16 protein-coding genes and 1 tRNA gene are annotated in these 15,436 nt (G+C 56.5%); 8 read left to right on the top strand and 9 right to left on the bottom strand.

Going from position 1 to position 15,436, the window contains the following annotated elements; genetic code table 11:
* Nucleotides 1-57: 57 nt before the first annotated feature.
* The gene (locus ACTIEN_RS16255) at nucleotides 58-549 is read right to left on the bottom strand and encodes a GNAT family N-acetyltransferase (protein WP_439524201.1); all 492 of its coding nucleotides are present in this window, start codon (nucleotides 547-549) and stop codon (nucleotides 58-60) included.
* A complete protein-coding gene (locus tag ACTIEN_RS16250) occupies nucleotides 546-1,142 on the bottom strand; it encodes a hypothetical protein (protein ID WP_439524200.1) in 597 nt (198 codons plus the stop codon). Before ACTIEN_RS16250 ends, ACTIEN_RS16255 begins: the two co-directional genes overlap by 4 nt.
* Before the next feature lie 123 nt (nucleotides 1,143-1,265).
* Here ACTIEN_RS16250 and ahcY point away from each other — a divergent pair, with 123 nt between their 5' ends.
* Complete coding sequence (gene ahcY / locus ACTIEN_RS16245; protein WP_439524199.1) at nucleotides 1,266-2,654, top strand: adenosylhomocysteinase; 1,389 nt, start codon at nucleotides 1,266-1,268, stop codon at nucleotides 2,652-2,654.
* A 225-nt stretch (nucleotides 2,655-2,879) separates the two neighbouring features.
* Nucleotides 2,880-3,785, top strand: coding sequence for a hypothetical protein (locus ACTIEN_RS16240; protein ID WP_439524198.1), 906 nt, complete (start codon nucleotides 2,880-2,882; stop codon nucleotides 3,783-3,785).
* Nucleotides 3,786-3,915: 130 nt separating this feature from the next.
* On the opposite strand, the gene lysM is transcribed toward ACTIEN_RS16240, so the two are convergent.
* Complete coding sequence (gene lysM / locus ACTIEN_RS16235; protein ID WP_439524197.1) at nucleotides 3,916-4,335, bottom strand: peptidoglycan-binding protein LysM; 420 nt, start codon at nucleotides 4,333-4,335, stop codon at nucleotides 3,916-3,918.
* 184 nt (nucleotides 4,336-4,519) lie between these two features.
* Between lysM and ACTIEN_RS16230 the strand changes: the two genes are divergently transcribed.
* Entirely contained in the window at nucleotides 4,520-4,861 is a 342-nt protein-coding gene (locus ACTIEN_RS16230; protein ID WP_439524196.1) for a DUF2853 family protein, read from the top strand.
* Nucleotides 4,862-5,084: 223 nt separating this feature from the next.
* On the opposite strand, the gene ACTIEN_RS16225 is transcribed toward ACTIEN_RS16230, so the two are convergent.
* The 5 genes from ACTIEN_RS16225 to tsaD all read right to left on the bottom strand — a co-directional run bounded on the left by ACTIEN_RS16225 (nucleotide 5,085) and on the right by tsaD (nucleotide 8,262).
* Entirely contained in the window at nucleotides 5,085-5,480 is a 396-nt protein-coding gene (locus ACTIEN_RS16225; protein ID WP_439524195.1) for a DUF1761 domain-containing protein, read from the bottom strand.
* A 66-nt stretch (nucleotides 5,481-5,546) separates the two neighbouring features.
* Nucleotides 5,547-5,966 (bottom strand): EVE domain-containing protein, encoded by a 420-nt coding sequence (locus ACTIEN_RS16220; RefSeq protein ID WP_439524194.1) that lies wholly within the window; start codon nucleotides 5,964-5,966, stop codon nucleotides 5,547-5,549.
* Nucleotides 5,963-6,238, bottom strand: coding sequence for a YciI family protein (locus ACTIEN_RS16215; protein ID WP_439524193.1), 276 nt, complete (start codon nucleotides 6,236-6,238; stop codon nucleotides 5,963-5,965). Before ACTIEN_RS16215 ends, ACTIEN_RS16220 begins: the two co-directional genes overlap by 4 nt.
* Nucleotides 6,239-7,195, bottom strand: coding sequence for an NAD(P)H-dependent glycerol-3-phosphate dehydrogenase (locus tag ACTIEN_RS16210; protein WP_439524192.1), 957 nt, complete (start codon nucleotides 7,193-7,195; stop codon nucleotides 6,239-6,241).
* The gene (gene tsaD / locus ACTIEN_RS16205) at nucleotides 7,192-8,262 is read right to left on the bottom strand and encodes a tRNA (adenosine(37)-N6)-threonylcarbamoyltransferase complex transferase subunit TsaD (RefSeq protein WP_439524191.1); all 1,071 of its coding nucleotides are present in this window, start codon (nucleotides 8,260-8,262) and stop codon (nucleotides 7,192-7,194) included. Before tsaD ends, ACTIEN_RS16210 begins: the two co-directional genes overlap by 4 nt.
* Before the next feature lie 72 nt (nucleotides 8,263-8,334).
* On the opposite strand from tsaD, the gene ACTIEN_RS16200 reads away from it, so the two are divergent.
* The 5 genes from ACTIEN_RS16200 (at nucleotide 8,335) to ACTIEN_RS16180 (ending at nucleotide 13,388) form a co-directional block, all read left to right on the top strand.
* Complete coding sequence (locus ACTIEN_RS16200; protein WP_439524190.1) at nucleotides 8,335-9,069, top strand: uroporphyrinogen-III synthase; 735 nt, start codon at nucleotides 8,335-8,337, stop codon at nucleotides 9,067-9,069.
* Nucleotides 9,070-9,131: 62 nt separating this feature from the next.
* Nucleotides 9,132-10,592 (top strand): COG4223 family protein, encoded by a 1,461-nt coding sequence (locus ACTIEN_RS16195; protein WP_439524189.1) that lies wholly within the window; start codon nucleotides 9,132-9,134, stop codon nucleotides 10,590-10,592.
* 11 nt (nucleotides 10,593-10,603) lie between these two features.
* Nucleotides 10,604-12,130, top strand: a complete 1,527-nt coding sequence (locus tag ACTIEN_RS16190; RefSeq protein ID WP_439524188.1) for a heme biosynthesis protein HemY — start codon at nucleotides 10,604-10,606, stop codon at nucleotides 12,128-12,130.
* A gap of 208 nt (nucleotides 12,131-12,338) precedes the next feature.
* Nucleotides 12,339-12,414: transfer RNA gene (locus tag ACTIEN_RS16185), tRNA-Thr, on the top strand.
* A gap of 263 nt (nucleotides 12,415-12,677) precedes the next feature.
* Nucleotides 12,678-13,388, top strand: a complete 711-nt coding sequence (locus ACTIEN_RS16180; protein ID WP_439524187.1) for a hypothetical protein — start codon at nucleotides 12,678-12,680, stop codon at nucleotides 13,386-13,388.
* 673 nt (nucleotides 13,389-14,061) lie between these two features.
* On the opposite strand, the gene ACTIEN_RS16175 is transcribed toward ACTIEN_RS16180, so the two are convergent.
* A partial coding sequence (locus ACTIEN_RS16175) for a VapE domain-containing protein (RefSeq protein WP_439524186.1) occupies nucleotides 14,062-15,436 on the bottom strand: 1,375 nt, incomplete at its 5' end.

Genomic DNA, 15,436 nt, shown 5'->3' with positions numbered 1-15,436 from the left:
TAAGACTTGTTCGAACGTGCTTCCTGCAGGCCGCTTTGAAGCGGCTTCCCGACGGCACTACAGACGAAGATCAAACCGCTTGCTGATCTTGTCCACGACAACACCATTGGCCAGCTTTTGATCCGGGTGATGGGCGTAGGTCTCAAACCCACGGCTTTGGTAATACGCCAATCCGCCTGAATTGTCGGCACGGATCGTGGCGTTGATCCAGGCATACCCCAAGTCTTGCGCGGCCTGTCTCGAGGCGTCGAAAAGCTTTGAACCAACGCCAAGGCCGGTTTGTCCCAACTTGACGAAACTTGCGATATCGCAGGCCTCCGGCGGCAGCTCAGGGTGGGGTTCAAAGAACTGGAATCCCAGAATCCGGCCATCCCCGTCCTCTGCAACATGCCACGCGGACATGTCGGGGTCGCGTTTCATCCACTCGAGAATCGTGGCGCGTGTGACCTGTCCCGTATGGGCCGTTGACCCGCCTTTCCGGATGATTGCGTCCAGCAATTCGGCCATGTCCCGCGCATCCAGATCACCTGCCTTGCGTATTGTGATCACACCAACTGCCCCAACAGGGCGGCATGGCGCTGTGTAAACTCATGACGCACGTCCACGGGGGGGCGAAGCACGATATCAAGGTCGGCAATCAGGTCCAGATCGGGTGCGCCAAAGAACTTGTCCGCTTCAGGTCTCGTGAACCCGGCAATTTGCGTAGCCTCCATCCAGGCGCTGATGCGGTCCGCCTTCTTGATCTGTTTCTTGAGCTTGACAGGTGTGATCGCAGGCAGCCCAAAGCGGATATGAATTGCAGCGGTCAGCCGATCATCCAACGCCCCATAACCCGGTCCGACAGCCGCTTTCACCGGAGAGATCATATCGCCAATCACATATTCCGGTGCGTCATGCAGCAAAGCCGTCAACTGTTCGGCGGCAGTTGCTGTGGGGCAAAGGCGCGTGAACAGGGTTTCCACCAAAAGGGAATGTTCGGCCACGGAATAAGGGTAATCCCCAAAGGTCTGCCCGTTCCAGCGTGCCACAAAGGCCAACCCATGCGCGATATCCTCGATCTCGATATCGACCGGTGTCGGGTCCAACAGATCAAGCCTGCGACCAGACAGCATCCGCTGCCATGCGCGTGGGGATTTTGCCATATCATGCCTCTTTTCTGATGTGGGTAGAGCCACATCTGCCGGTTGTAAACTGCCACACATTGCCGGGACAGGGACCGCATGCTAACTCGCCTTCCAATCGAATATGCAATTGGAGCGCCGCACATGGCCAAGGACTATATCGTCAAAGACATCGCGCTGGCTGGATATGGCCGCAAGGAACTGGATATCGCGGAAACCGAAATGCCGGGCCTGATGGCGCTGCGCGAGGAATACGGTGAAAGCAAACCTCTGTCGGGTGCACGGATCGTCGGGTCTTTGCACATGACCATTCAAACCGCCGTTCTGATCGAAACGCTGACCGCGCTGGGCGCGGATGTGCGCTGGGCGTCGTGTAATATCTTCTCGACCCAGGACCACGCGGCTGCGGCGATTGCAGAGGCCGGCGTGCCGGTCTTCGCGATCAAGGGCCAGACGCTGGAAGAGCATTGGGATTATCTCGACAAGTCCTTCATGTTCCCCGAAGGCGCAAACATGATCCTCGACGATGGCGGCGATGCGACGCTCTATGTGTTGCTGGGCGCGCGCGCTGAAGCGGGCGAAGACATTATCCCGGTGCCGCAATCCGAGGAAGAAGAGGTGATCAAGAAGCAGATCGCCAAGCGGATGGCGGAAAGCCCCGGTTGGTTCACCAAGGTTCGCGATGCGATCAAGGGTGTGTCCGAGGAAACCACAACCGGCGTTCACCGTCTTTATGAATTGCACAAGAACGGTCAGTTGCCCTTCCCGGCGATCAACGTGAACGATTCCGTCACCAAGTCGAAGTTCGACAACAAGTATGGGTGCAAGGAATCGCTGGTCGACGGCATCCGCCGCGCCACCGACACGATGATGGCCGGCAAGGTCGCCGTGGTTTGTGGGTATGGCGACGTGGGCAAAGGCTCTGCGGCGTCGTTGTCGGGTGCCGGTGCCCGTGTGAAAGTGACCGAGGCAGACCCGATCTGCGCGCTTCAGGCGGCAATGGACGGGTTTGAGGTTGTTCTGCTGGAAGACGTTGTGAACAGCGCGGACATCTTCATCACCACCACCGGCAACAAGGACGTGATCCGCATCGAGCATATGCGCGAGATGAAGGACATGGCCATCGTCGGCAATATCGGCCATTTCGACAACGAAATTCAGGTGGCCAGCCTCAAGAACCACAAGTGGACCAATATCAAGGAACAGGTGGACATGATCGAACTGCCCTCGGGCAACCGCATCATCCTGCTGTCCGAAGGCCGTCTTCTCAACCTTGGCAATGCCACCGGTCACCCGTCCTTCGTGATGTCCGCATCCTTCACCAATCAGGTGCTGGCGCAGATCGAGCTTTGGAAAAACGGTGGCGAGTATGAGAACAAGGTCTATATCCTGCCCAAGTATCTGGACGAAAAGGTTGCCCGTCTGCATCTGGGTCGCATCGGTGTGAAGCTGACCCAGCTTTCCCCTGAACAGGCCGCCTATATCGGTGTGACACCAGAAGGCCCATTCAAGCCGGAACATTATCGGTACTGAGCCAATCGGCAAGAATTGGCGCATTGAATACGAAAGGCCCGGCGTGCACACCCGGGCCTTTTTCTATTCTTTGTTAGACCTGTAGTGTTCCAAGCCGCGTCTAACTTGGCAGAAGTCGCACTTCCATGGCTGGTGCTGACTGCAAAAGTCCTTTGAGGAACAGCGGCGACGTGGTTTAAAGGTCTCGTTTTTTTGCATTGTTTATTTCGCAAGGTGAGGTTTGGGATGGATAGATACCGGAACCACAAAGCAATTAAATCGATACGCACAGCGAATTTTAAATCTTTTGGTCCCGACCTCTGGGCGTCGGAGTTTGTCAAGATCTGCCACTCGGTTCCTGTTCGAACCCCTGGCGGAGGCGTCAAGAAAATTGCGATCACCAAGTATATCTCTGGGCATTCCGGAGCACGGCGGAAACGTGCTCAAACGATCAAGCAGCAACTTATCAACAACGAAGAAGTCAAAAAGGACACAGACGCCGTTGATTGGCTTTCCAGGAGCTGGGATCGCATCTCGTCATGTTTCTTCGGTCATGGTCAGATCGAAGAGATATCACTTCTCTTGGAGTTGGCTCTGAAAGCCGATCTTGTAAAGCCAGATCGTCTTCAGGAGTGGGTCAACAATGATCAATTGATTGGGTTAGACTGCAATGGCTTCACCAACGCCTATTATTCGGCCATCGGCTGTTTCATTGAAAACCCGATACACTGGCACAACAAGTACAAGAAGATCGCGGGCACTGCACACACATGGCATGATATAAATTACGACAGTGCCGTTCTTTGGGCCCGGTCCAAGTCCAAGCAGTCAGAAAAGGATGAAAACGACGACAAAGTTGTCGATAAACATGACCGTATCACACTTGATACTTGGGAAGTCATTCCTAACGGTCACAAAGGACCGGACCACCATGCCCATATTGGGGTGATTGACCATGTACTGAACGATGAGGTGGTTGTCTGTCAGCACGGCTCAAACGTGGGCCCCAGAACATCAACTTACAAAATTGTTTCAGAGCCACCGAGCAAGAAAAAAGGCAAGGAAGTCTGGTATTTGCGCGAGATCGGAAAGTCGAAGGCGCAGACTTTGATCCTTACCAAGCCTATGCCAACATTTGCTGCTGGTGAATAGATTCGCCTGAACTGGGCGCGTAAATATCGGCTGCGGTTTGCTGGTTTTTCCGAAGCTTTCAGATCGGGCAAACCGCAGCCGTTATTCCTTGAAAAAGCGAGATGCCTGAAGAGACCGCCAGGCATCTGCTTTAGGTTTCTTTCGGAATGCGCAGAACCTGACCCGGATAAATCTTGTCCGGGTGGCTCAGCATCGGACGGTTGGCCTCGAAGATGGCGTTGTATTTTGAGCCGTTGCCCAGCGTCTTTTCGGCAATTGCCCAAAGCGTGTCGCCTTTTTCCACGGTGTGAAAAACCGGATCGTGGGATGTGTCGGCCTCTACTTCGGCCACACCTTCGACGTTGCCCACGGCCAGAATGACCTTTTCGCGCTCTTCCGGAGTCATGTCGCCGCCCGAGACGACCACCTTGTCGCCCTCGACCTTGATATCGGCGCCCTTGGTATCAAGTCCGAGGTCCGCCACTTCTTTCTGTAGGATTGCCGCTGTTGGCAGATCGTCCTGGCCAGTCAGTTTCCGACCGGCTGATTTCATGAAATTCCAAAGGCCCATGCGCCTCTCCTATGTCTGAGTGTCCAAGCCACCATCCCGTGGCTTTCGCACCCACTCTAGGGGGAAAACACGCTCACGAAACGCAAAACGTGATTTTCCGTTGCCCGCGCGACCGGTTTTTGCAACCTTTCCGTCCATTGGGGGCCGGTCCTCAGGGGAAACAAGACTTCACAGGGAGACAGTGATGGGTAAGAGAGACGATTTGATCGCGCAGTATGCGGATGATTTGAAGAACAAGTGCGGGATGGCACCCGACATGGATTTGCTGACCAAAGTGACCATCGGGTGCGGTCCTGCGATCTACAATGCGGATGCGTCCACCGTTGCCGGTTCGCAGCCGTCCGAGCTTGAGACGGTCAAGGACAATTTCCTGATCAAGAAGCTTGGCCTGAGCGATGGGCCCGAGCTTATGGATGCGATCAATTCCGTGATCGAAACCTATGGCAAATCCGAGCGCAACAAATACCGCGCCGTTGTCTACTACATGCTGACCAAGCATTTCGGAAAAGAATCGGTTTACGGCTAAGCGCCGACACCACGATATTTGAAAGGGCGTTCTATCTTGGGCGCTCTTTTTCTTTGTAATTGAGCCAAATGCTTTGGACTTGGCGTTTGTTGAGACGACACGGTTGATGTAGAACATCCATGACGGTCAGGACGACCGAAACCATATTCAGTTTACGCGCGTGGTGACTTGGGAGCGCGGGGACGGAGGGTTTCGGTGTAATGCCGGACCCTCCGTATTTATCTTACAGCAGCGTGAGAACGACACCAATCACGCTGCAGCCAAAGATGGCATATCCACTGTCGATCAGAATGAGCATCGTCGGGCGCCCTGCAAACGCATAACATGTGGCGATCCAGGGCGTGGCGAGAAATGCGCCGATCCCCAGTCCGGAAACAAGGCCTTTGCCCAAGGTGTCGATGCCTGAAAGATTGAACATATGGCGCATCATGCCTGCCACGATGATCGCTGAAACAACGCTGATGATATAGGGAACGGGGTTCTTCTGGTTAGCGGGTTTGCCGTTTGCGTCAGTGACAACTCCAGATGCGCCTACCCAGGGTTTGGCAAAAACGCTGTACCAGATTGCACCGAAGACCCATGCGGCCAGCCCGGCCGCAATTACGGAAAACACAGACATGATGGCGCCCTGACCGTTGTTGCGGGGTAGAGTTGTTTCCTCTCTTTTGATCTTGAGCGCCGATCCCTAACCCGTCAAGCCCGCCAAATCGCAGATGATACGCCATTCCTCTTTGGTCACGGGCTGCACGGACAGCCGGGAATTGTTCACCAGAACCATCTTTGACAATCGGTCATCCGCCTTGATCTGATCCAGGGTCACAGGCGTTTTCGCCGCCTCAACAGCCTTGATATCCACACATTCCCAGCGGTCGTCTTCCGTCGAACTGTCTGGATGCGCCTCGGCGATCACTTCGACCGTGCCAACGACGGACTTTTCCTTTTGCGAATGGTAGAAGAAACCCAGATCGCCCACGGACATCTCGCGCATGAAGTTACGCGCCTGATAGTTGCGCACGCCGTCCCATTCCTCGCCGGCATCTCCCTTGGCAACCTGATCCTCCCAGGACCACGTCGACGGTTCGGATTTGAACAGCCAGTACGTCATGGGCCGACAACCCGCTTCCAAGGTATCAGGTCAACGCTTTGAAACAGACCGGCCTTGGCATAGGGGTCGTTGTCCGCCCAGTCCTGTGCGGCCGCGACGTCTTTGACGTTCAGGATGACAAGCGACCCGATCATCTGGTCGTCCGCATCCAAAAGCGGCCCGGCCTGTTCGACGACGCCGGTTGCGTCGATATAGGCCAAATGGGTGTCGCGGTTGGCTTTGCGTGTCTCCAAAGCGCCAGCTTTGTCCCGGGCGATAAGGGCTATCAGCATTTATTCTTCCTTCAGTGGACGGGTCATAAGGGTTTCTATGGCATCCACGACAGTCGTTGAACCGTCAAGCAGCCGTGTCACTGTTTCTGTGATTGGCAGATCAAGACCGCGTGCCTTTCCAATCTCGAACATTGCGCCTGCAGTCGCCGCGCCTTCGACGGTGATGGTCGGGTCAAAGACCTCTGAACGGCCCAGCGACAGACCAAGCCGATAGTTGCGCGACAGGTCTGATGTGCAGGTCAATGCAAGATCGCCCAGACCAGAGAGCCCTGCAAGAGTGTCGGTATGGGCGCCAAAAGATGCACCGATCCTTTGCATTTCTGCAAAACCTCGCGTCATCGTCGCAGCCCGTGCACTGTCGCCGAGTCCCGCGCCGATCACAGTACCGCAGGCGATTGCGATGACGTTCTTCAAGGCTCCACCCAGTTCGGCCCCAATGGTGTCGGTTGTCCGGTAAAGCCGCAGCGTCGGAGTCGTCAGTCTGTCTTGGAGGGCTTTCCCGATTGTCGCATCACGGCACGCCAATGTCAGCGCTGTCGGTCGCCCAATCGCGATATCCGCCGCAAAGCTGGGACCGGTGAGGATGGCGGTGATTGCGCCTGGCAGAACTTCCTCGACAACCCCGGTCGGTCCAAGGCCACTGGACAGTTCGATTCCCTTGCAACAGGCCACAATCGGCGCATCCGGCAGATCATGCGGGATTAGGGCGGACCGAAGGTGTTGAAGCGGCACCGCGACAAGCACCACCTTGCTATCGGCCAGCGCGTCGATGTCCGACGTGACGGAGAGCGGTTCGGGGAACGGTGCGTCAGGCAAATAGGCCCTGTTTCGGCGCAACTTGCCCATGTCTTCTGCATGTATTTCTGATCGCGTCCAAAGTGTGACGGGCGTGCCCGCCTTGGCCAGAGCGATGCCAAGCGCGGTGCCAAACGCGCCTGCGCCCATGATCCCGATCATGCTTTTGCACCCTTTTTGCCACTGCCCAGTGCGGCCGGGGCGCTTTGGTCCAAAGGCCAACGCGGGCGCGCGGTCAGTGTCAGATCATCCGCGCCATCAACGGCAAACTTCTCGGCCCCGGCAAAGGCAATCATTGCTGCGTTGTCGGTACAAAGCGCAAGTGGCGGCGCAACAAATGGCAGACCCCGAGAAGAAGAAAGCGTCTCTAATGCGGTGCGAAGCTGGGTATTTGCAGCGACGCCGCCAGCAACGGCGAAACCCGTGAGTCCATTAGACGAGGCCAGCGCGCGTCGTGACTTTTCTACCAGAACATCGCGAATGGCAGCCTGAAACCCGGCACAGAGGTCATTTACATCCTGCGTGTGCAGGCCACCCTGATCAGCGACCAGTTGATCGCGCTGGCGCAGCAGCGCGGTTTTCAGGCCTGAGAAGGACAAATCACATCCCGGCCGATCCAGAAGCGGACGGGGAAAGGCAAAACGCGCGTCGTCGCCGTCACACGCATGATGTTGCACCGACGGGCCACCAGGCTGTGGCAAACCCAGAAGTCGGGCGGTCTTGTCGAACGCTTCGCCAGGCGCATCGTCGATTGTGCTGCCCAATCGTGAAAAGGTTGTCGGGCCGTCCACACGCAGAAACTGGCAATGGCCGCCGGACACCAGCAGGATCAGGTAAGGATAGCCGAGTCCGTCCGACAGGCGCGGTGTCAGGGCGTGACCTGCCAGATGGTTCACGCCGATCAGGGGCTTTCCCGTGGCGGCACTTAGACCCTTGGCCATCATCACGCCGGACAATACGCCTCCGATCAATCCAGGACCCGCAGTCACGGCGATGGCATCGATGTTCGACAGGGTCACACCCGCATCGGACAAGGCTGACTCGATACACAGATCCAGCTTTTCGGCATGGGCGCGTGCGGCGATCTCGGGAACGACACCGCCGTAGGCGGCATGCAGCGCCGTCTGGTCAGCAACAACGGATGACAGGATCTTTCGTCCGCGCAAAACGGCCGCCGCTGTGTCGTCACAGCTGCTTTCCAGCCCAAGTACGGTGATGTCGTGGCCCATCAGACTTTCCGTTGCACCCATGAGGTCAAGCAGTTACCACCCTTGTTTGCTGCTCACAACAAGACGGACGGTATGGTCTCGCGACGCCCACTCCTGCTGCTGACACGGCCGAAGCCGTCTTCAGAGGCCTTTTGGGAGGCTTTGCCCGCGGAGTCGCGTGAGGCTGTCGATTATTTAATCAATCCCTTGTTGTCGATCCATGTCACAGGGCCTTTGCCGGCGTTGGAAGATGTCTCCGGGTTGATCTTCACCTCTGCGAACGCTTTAGATGCGTATGCTGCGCTGGGTGGATCGGTTTTGGACATCCCGGTGATCGCGGTGGGCGCGGCGACAGGTCAGGCCACCCGCGCGTTTGGGTTCGAGACCGAAATCGCGGGAGGAACGGCTGATCATCTGGTCCGGCATGTGTTGGATCGCGGATACAAGGGACAGTTGGTGCATTTGAGGGGCGAAATCGCAATTGGAGATGTGGCGCAGCGCCTGACAGCAGCTGGCGTGGCAACATCCGAAGTCATCTTGTATGGTCAGGTACTTGAACCCTTTTCACCAACCACACGGGAGGCTTTGTCGCAAGACAGACCGATCCTTGCCCCGGTATTCTCGCCCAGAACGGCGTTACAGTTTGGCCGCGAATCAGACGGAATCGGGGATGTGAGTTTCGCGGCAATCAGCCAATCGGTGGCGGATGTACTGCCCAAAGAGGCTGCAAGCCGGACCCGGGTTGCCGATACTCCGAACCGGGATGGGATGGTGAAATTGGTAAAGGAAATGATCGCACATGCCGTCACGCTTGAGCGGCGGATATGAGACCTGTAAGGTAAAGTTGACAATACTGTCTCAAAGACTTGACAGATTCGAAGGAAGAACCGGTGGCGAAACGCAAAAGCACGGATGAAACGTCGAAACCAGAGACGGAAGATCAGGTCAAGACCGATGGTGTGACCGATCCGAAAGATCCATCGGAAGATCCCAAATCAGATAGCGACACGACGGATTCCGGTTTGGGTGCGGATGGCGCGGGTGATGACACGCCCAAGGATGACGCCGACAGCGTCACCGCGTCAGTGACAGACGATGTCATCGAACAGGAAGAACCCAAACCCGAAGACGCGCCGACGTCAGAGGATGAACCGACCCCGGATGTGATCGAATCGACAGAGACCACTGATGTGGACGACGGCAAGACACTGGATGATCACCTCTCCGAGGAAGAGGCAGAAGCGCTGATCATTGATGCAGAGACTGTCGAAGGCCATAACACTGAACCTGAACCTGAACCCGCGCCTGAAGCCACAACATATTCAGAGCCGGTTCCCATTGCGCCACAGGTGATCCGGGAAACGACGGTTGAACGAAAAGGCGGATTTATCCCGATGCTTTTGGGTGGCGTTGTTGCGGCCGGACTTGGCTACGGCGTTGCAGCCTATGTGTCCCAGGATCTCTGGCCCTTCGCCACTGCGGACGATAGCAGTTTCGAAGACGACATTCGCGCGGCATTGACGGCGCAGGATGGATCATTGTCCGAACTTGGAACGCGGCTGGCCGATCTGGAAGGGGCCGAAGTCCCGACTGTCGATCTGACACCGATCGAAGAACAGCTGGCGACGGTTCAGTCTGCCACGTCCGACCTTTCCACCCGCCTTGATGAGATCACAGCCCGGATCGACACGCTTGAACGTCAGCCGCTTGAACAGGCGGTATCTCCGGAAGCCATCGCTGCATACGAGCGCGCCTTGGCTGATTTGCAGGCCGACGTCGAAGCCCAGCGGGCCGAAATTGTCCAGATGGCGCAAGAGGCTGTCGCTGCCGAGGAAAACGCCGAAGGGCAAGCCCAACTTGCGGCGTCCCGTGCGGCACTGGCCGAGATTACGACAGGGCTTGAAAGCGGCGCACCCTTTTCCGGGGCCGTTGGTGTCCTGTCCTCAAACGGAGTGGCGGTGCCAGACGTACTTTCAGAAAATGCCGAAAGTGGTGTTCCGACCCAGACTGGTCTGATGGAAGACTTTCCCGGTGCGGCACGCGATGCCCTTTCGGCGGCCCGCACCATGGAAACCGACGGAGCACAAGGCGCCGGCCGCATCGCATCGTTCTTTGCCAACCAACTTGGCGCACGGTCTGTTGCCCCCCGAGAGGGCAATGATCCGGACGCTGTGCTGTCCCGCGCAGAGGCGGCGCTCCGATCCGGCGATCTTGAAACTACCCTGTCAGAGCTTTCAGCCTTGCCAGAGGTCGCGCAAGATGCACTTTCAGATTGGCAATCCCGCGCACAAACACGCCTTGAGGCGAAAACAGCCGCGGACGGTCTCGTCCAGCAACTTCTTCAGGAATAAGGGGGCGTCCGATGCTTTGGTCTCTTTTCAAGATCGTTCTATTTGTTGTCATCGTCGCGGCCCTGACCCTTGGGGCGGGGTTTCTCATTGAAAGCAGTGGCGGTCTTCAGATTACGGCAGGGGGCACCGAATTCACCCTTGGCCCGCTTCAGTCGGTGATTGCCGCCCTGGTCGCGATCCTTGTGGTGTGGGTCTTCCTGAAACTGTTCGCACTGTTGATTGCGACACTGAAATTCATCAACGGCGACGAAACCGCAATATCGCGGTATTTTGACCGCAATCGCGAACGCAAAGGGTTTCAGGCGCTGAGCGAAGGATTGATGGCGCTTGCCTCGGGTGAGGGCAGATTGGCGATGGCCAAAGCGACGAAGGCGGAAAAGTATCTCCACAAGCCCGAACTCACCGATCTGATCACGGCGCAGGCTGCCGAGATGACGGGCGACCGCAAAAAGGCGGAAGACGTCTACAAGCGCCTTGTTCAGAATGACAGCACACGATTTGTCGGTGTGCGTGGCCTCATGAAACAAAAGCTCAACGCGGGGGATACGGACACTGCGTTGAAACTTGCGGAACGCGCCTTTGCGATCAAGCCAAAGCACGAAGAGGTGCAGGACACCTTGCTGCGCCTGCAGGCTCAGAATTCAGATTGGTCCGGAGCGCGCAAAACGCTCAATGCCAAGCTGAAACACGGTGCGTTGCCGCGCGACGTACACAAACGTCGGGACGCCGTACTTGCCCTGTCCGAAGCCAAAGGTGTGCTGGACGAAGGCAAGACCATCGAAGCGCAGGAAGCGGCGATCGCGGCCAACAAATCGTCGCCTGACCTTATCCCGGCAGCAGCGATGGCCGCGCGCAGCTATATCGCGCAAGGTCGCCAGAAATACGCGGTGCGCATCCTCAAGAAGGCCTGGCAGGTCCAGCCACATCCGGACCTGGCATCGGCCTTTGCCGAAATCGAACCGAATGAATCCGCCGAAGCGCGGCTCAAGCGGTTCCGGCAACTGACGGTCCTTCGTCCAGAGCATCGCGAGACCAAATTGCTTCTGGCTGAACTCAATCTGGCGGCCGAGGATTTTCCCGAAGCGAGACGGTCCTTGGGCGATCTGGCCGAGCGCGAACCAGACACCCGTGTTCTGGCCATTGTCGCCGCTGTCGAACGCGGTGAAGGTGCGTCGGATGCCGTGGTTCGTGGCTGGCTCGCCCGCGCGCTGACAGCGCCACGAGGTCCGCAATGGGTCTGCGACAATTGCAGGACCATTCACACCGAATGGACCCCGGTCTGCAATAACTGCCAGAGCTTCGACACGCTCAGCTGGACCAGCCCGCCGCAAAGCGAAACCGTGTTGCCCGCAGGCGCAGAGATGCTGCCTCTGATCGTCGGCGCAATCGAAGACAAGACAACACCGCCCGAAGGGCCGGATGTCCTTGATCCCGAAACGGCTGTGCCCGAAGATGAGACGCAAAACACACCGAAGTCCGACACCCCGGTTCAGGCGGAAACACCCGCCGAATCCAATGAACCTGAAAAGGTCAAATAGACCTTTCCTTGGTTCAACTCCGGTGCTAACAGCCCGGCCAATCTCTGGCTGGTGAGTTCGGCTCTAGAGATTGGCCGGTGTAGCTCAGCTGGTAGAGCACGTCATTCGTAATTAGCGGGTCCCCGCGAGAATGTCTTGCATATCCAACAGCTTCTAGGCAAACGAGAAGAACTAGTAGTGCCATAGTAGGGCCGAACAAGAGACGGATGCCCCATTAGCTCAGCTGGTAGAGCAGGTCCTTCGTAAGGACAAGGTCGGCGGTTCGAGTCCGTCATGGGGCACCATCATACGAGGAAAATTCACACATTAGGGCTTTGTGGAATTGCACCTAGGCGCTGTGTACCAAAAATAAAATCCCTCTACCTTAGGTATTGTCCAATACCGATCGTAGATCGGATTTGCGTAATAAGGAAGCGTTTCCAGATACTTAGCCGATGTCCGACATTATCCAGTCAGTGCGCGCCGTTGCATGTTGTTATCGTTCGTTATTATGCCCAACTTAGGCCACAAAGCCATGTGAAGCAGGGAAAAATGCGTGGGTGTGAGCATGACTGCGGCACAATTCAAGAGACTGACACTTGTTCTTTTGCTTCCGCTGTTTCTGTGCGGTGTCGCAGTTTACCACAGTGTCCTGCCGTCTTCCGGTTATAAATTCATGATTTGCTCTACAGATGGGTCCTGCCGCGAGATGCGCTACATGGAGCGCGAAAATCTTGAAAGCGACCGCAAACACTACCTCGAGATCTGGGCTTTCGAACTGAAAGCAAAGGTGGAATTCTACATGCAACCCATCAGCACCGAGGGCAAAATCGTCTACACCACCCCATTGATCGGCTTCGACACGGACTATGAAGCCGAAGAAAATGTGTCGCGACGCCTGCTCGGACAGGACGCAGCTTTTCTTTTAGGCGGCAACAGAGATATTCCTTCGTCCATTCACGGGGGGGACGTATATCTGCGGTGCAAAAACATGTCTTTCGAGCGGGGCGACGAGGTGATCTCCGCCCGTTGCGGCGGTGACGGGTGGAATCAGATCGTTCATTTCACGCCAGCCAGCGATCAGGCTTCTTTCTTTACAGATCTCTATGCGAACATGAAAGCCACAACTCGGGCCAAACGGGCCACCGAAACGGTCATTCAGGCGACAACATATGTCAGCTTCCTGCTGATTTACGGTCTGCTCTCCGCCGTCACAGCTGCCGCGATTTTCGGCTACAGATACGTGCGGCACGGCACGCTTTGGCGGGACGTGACCTGACAGGCTACTCTCGTGCCGTGCTAAAAATGCCCGTTGAACCATGCTTACAAACCTAACCTAACAGGACGCTGAACGCCTTGCCCAATGAATGGATGAAAAAAGTGGTGTCAGCTTTTACAATGATCAAAGTGGACGTGCACCGTGCGCTTATCGCGCCCTAAACGTCCGAGTTTTCGCGGCGCTTTGATGCCGGGACGGGCCATATTGGCGATTGCCTATACCAAGTGAACGGGCACTTTGACGATCAAAATGAATTCGGGGCGATGCTGCGGGGCACGTTTACCGGCATGATCCGATATTTTCCGGAACGCGGCAGTTGGCAGACCCAATCGCCGAGCGTCAATTATGAGCGTCAATTAGCGGTAGAAGCTGACCCCGGCAGCCGATACACTGCAAGCGCAGTGCAATAGGCGGTAGCGGCACGGAGCAGGCCATACAGGCCCACCTAGGGTGTTCACCTGCCCGCCACCTGCCCAATGCGGCCTTTGCGCCCCTCTGCCCGCCAAAATAAGCCCGAAGCAAAAATTGCCTTCCACCGACCTTTTTGTAACTTGTAACCGTAACTTAGCTCGGAAGTTTTCAGAACAGCAATAAGGCGGGGCACCGTAGCGCCCCGCCGGGTAGTGCAGGCCAGTTTGGGCCTTATGTTACGTTACAAGGTACGCCATGCCGCTCAGAAAGGTGGTTGGTCATAGTGCCGAGCAGACAGCTGCGAAATAATGACCACCCCGCCATCGACACGCTCAGCGATGAACTCAGTCTTTCGCTCTTCAGCATTGCCACGTGCGAACCCTTTTCGCGGGCCTTTCTCGCGCTTGCCGAGATCATGGAGGCGATGGGTTCCACTATCCCAGCCCAGCCTTTTCATCGCTGCATTGATCCGTTGCGTGTCCATCGTAGACATGCGCGCCGTGTTAAGACTAAGAAGGAGCTTTACGCTGTCCATCGAAACCCGCCCCTTGGTATTCCCAAAGACGTCCTCCAAGACTTCTCCGATTGAATCTTCGACCATTCGCTGGTTCTGAATCTTTGAGGCAGCATCCCACAGGTGCGGCGACAGGGTTATATTTTCACCGGCGGCCTCCCTCGCGACCGCCTCGGCCCAAAGCTGATGAACGTCTTCGCTGAAACGCTTCAAGTCAATCTGCCCAACACTCACCGGCCAGATACGCCGGTTACCGGTAAGATCGCGAAGGTATTTTCCGTCATTCGTGGTGCCCAGAATGATGCAGTGTCGCCGAAATTCAGCCACGTTGCGAGCATAGGCAGGACGAAACATATCGACAGAAGTGCTCAGAAACTTTTTCAGGCTTTGGCTCGTGGTCTTGTTCATTCCGTCCAATTCCTGACATTCGGCAATCCAGATGAGAGCCAACATCTCGGCCTTGGTCTTGTCATCGCTTTTAAGATCAAGGCTGCCACAGAACCACTCATCACGGATGGCCAGGCGCTGGGCGATTTGGGATTTGCCCACCCCTTGTGCCCCTTCGAGTACTAGCATTGTGTCGAACTTGACGCCCGGTTGCTTGATGCGACGCACGCCTGCTATCAGAAGTTTGCTGCCGAACTCAGCATTCAACTCGTTGTCTTCGGCACCGCAATAATCGGCCAGCCATTTGTCGAGGCGAGGCGTACCGTCCCACACAAGGCCATCAAGATAGTCCTCGACGGGGTGGTACTTCTGCTCATGGGCGATGGCCAAAAGCTCGCGTTTGATTGCGGCAGGCGTGGCCTTGAAGTTCGTTTCACGCGCGAACGCGCTCGACAGGATTTCGCAGATATCGTTCAGGTCGCGCCCGTCGAGACCGTAACCGCGAAACTCATCCGTTTGGGTGAAGGTGTTGCGCTGGGCATCAACGCCCAAAACAGCCAACGCATAGCGGATGTTCTTCGGATCGTTGCGGATCGGCTTGCCGTCATCATCGCGGACCGGCCAGCCGCCGGTCCGAAACTCAATCGCAGCCATCGCACGCACGACTTGGCGATGCGCGTAAGCGCTTGGGTTAGGATTTTCGAGCACATGGGCGCTGATACCGACATCCGGCGAT

Origin of the sequence: Marivita sp. (assembly GCF_051859345.1) — a bacterium.
Classification (GTDB): Bacteria; Pseudomonadota; Alphaproteobacteria; order Rhodobacterales; family Rhodobacteraceae; genus Marivita.
This window is presented reverse-complemented; position numbering and strand designations above follow the sequence as displayed.

Bases quoted from the DNA above. Each gene is read 5' to 3' on its own strand.
- ACTIEN_RS16250 (WP_439524200.1), bottom strand. From the start codon at position 1,142: ATGGCAAAATCCCCACGCGCATGGCAGCGGATGCTGTCTGGTCGCAGG.
- ahcY (WP_439524199.1), top strand. From the start codon at position 1,266: ATGGCCAAGGACTATATCGTCAAAGACATCGCGCTGGCTGGATATGGC.
- ACTIEN_RS16240 (WP_439524198.1), top strand. From the start codon at position 2,880: ATGGATAGATACCGGAACCACAAAGCAATTAAATCGATACGCACAGCG.
- lysM (WP_439524197.1), bottom strand. From the start codon at position 4,335: ATGGGCCTTTGGAATTTCATGAAATCAGCCGGTCGGAAACTGACTGGC.
- ACTIEN_RS16230 (WP_439524196.1), top strand. From the start codon at position 4,520: ATGGGTAAGAGAGACGATTTGATCGCGCAGTATGCGGATGATTTGAAG.
- ACTIEN_RS16225 (WP_439524195.1), bottom strand. From the start codon at position 5,480: ATGTCTGTGTTTTCCGTAATTGCGGCCGGGCTGGCCGCATGGGTCTTC.
- ACTIEN_RS16220 (WP_439524194.1), bottom strand. From the start codon at position 5,966: ATGACGTACTGGCTGTTCAAATCCGAACCGTCGACGTGGTCCTGGGAG.
- ACTIEN_RS16215 (WP_439524193.1), bottom strand. From the start codon at position 6,238: ATGCTGATAGCCCTTATCGCCCGGGACAAAGCTGGCGCTTTGGAGACA.
- ACTIEN_RS16210 (WP_439524192.1), bottom strand. From the start codon at position 7,195: ATGATCGGGATCATGGGCGCAGGCGCGTTTGGCACCGCGCTTGGCATC.
- tsaD (WP_439524191.1), bottom strand. From the start codon at position 8,262: ATGGGCCACGACATCACCGTACTTGGGCTGGAAAGCAGCTGTGACGAC.
- ACTIEN_RS16200 (WP_439524190.1), top strand. From the start codon at position 8,335: ATGGTCTCGCGACGCCCACTCCTGCTGCTGACACGGCCGAAGCCGTCT.
- ACTIEN_RS16190 (WP_439524188.1), top strand. From the start codon at position 10,604: ATGCTTTGGTCTCTTTTCAAGATCGTTCTATTTGTTGTCATCGTCGCG.
- ACTIEN_RS16180 (WP_439524187.1), top strand. From the start codon at position 12,678: ATGACTGCGGCACAATTCAAGAGACTGACACTTGTTCTTTTGCTTCCG.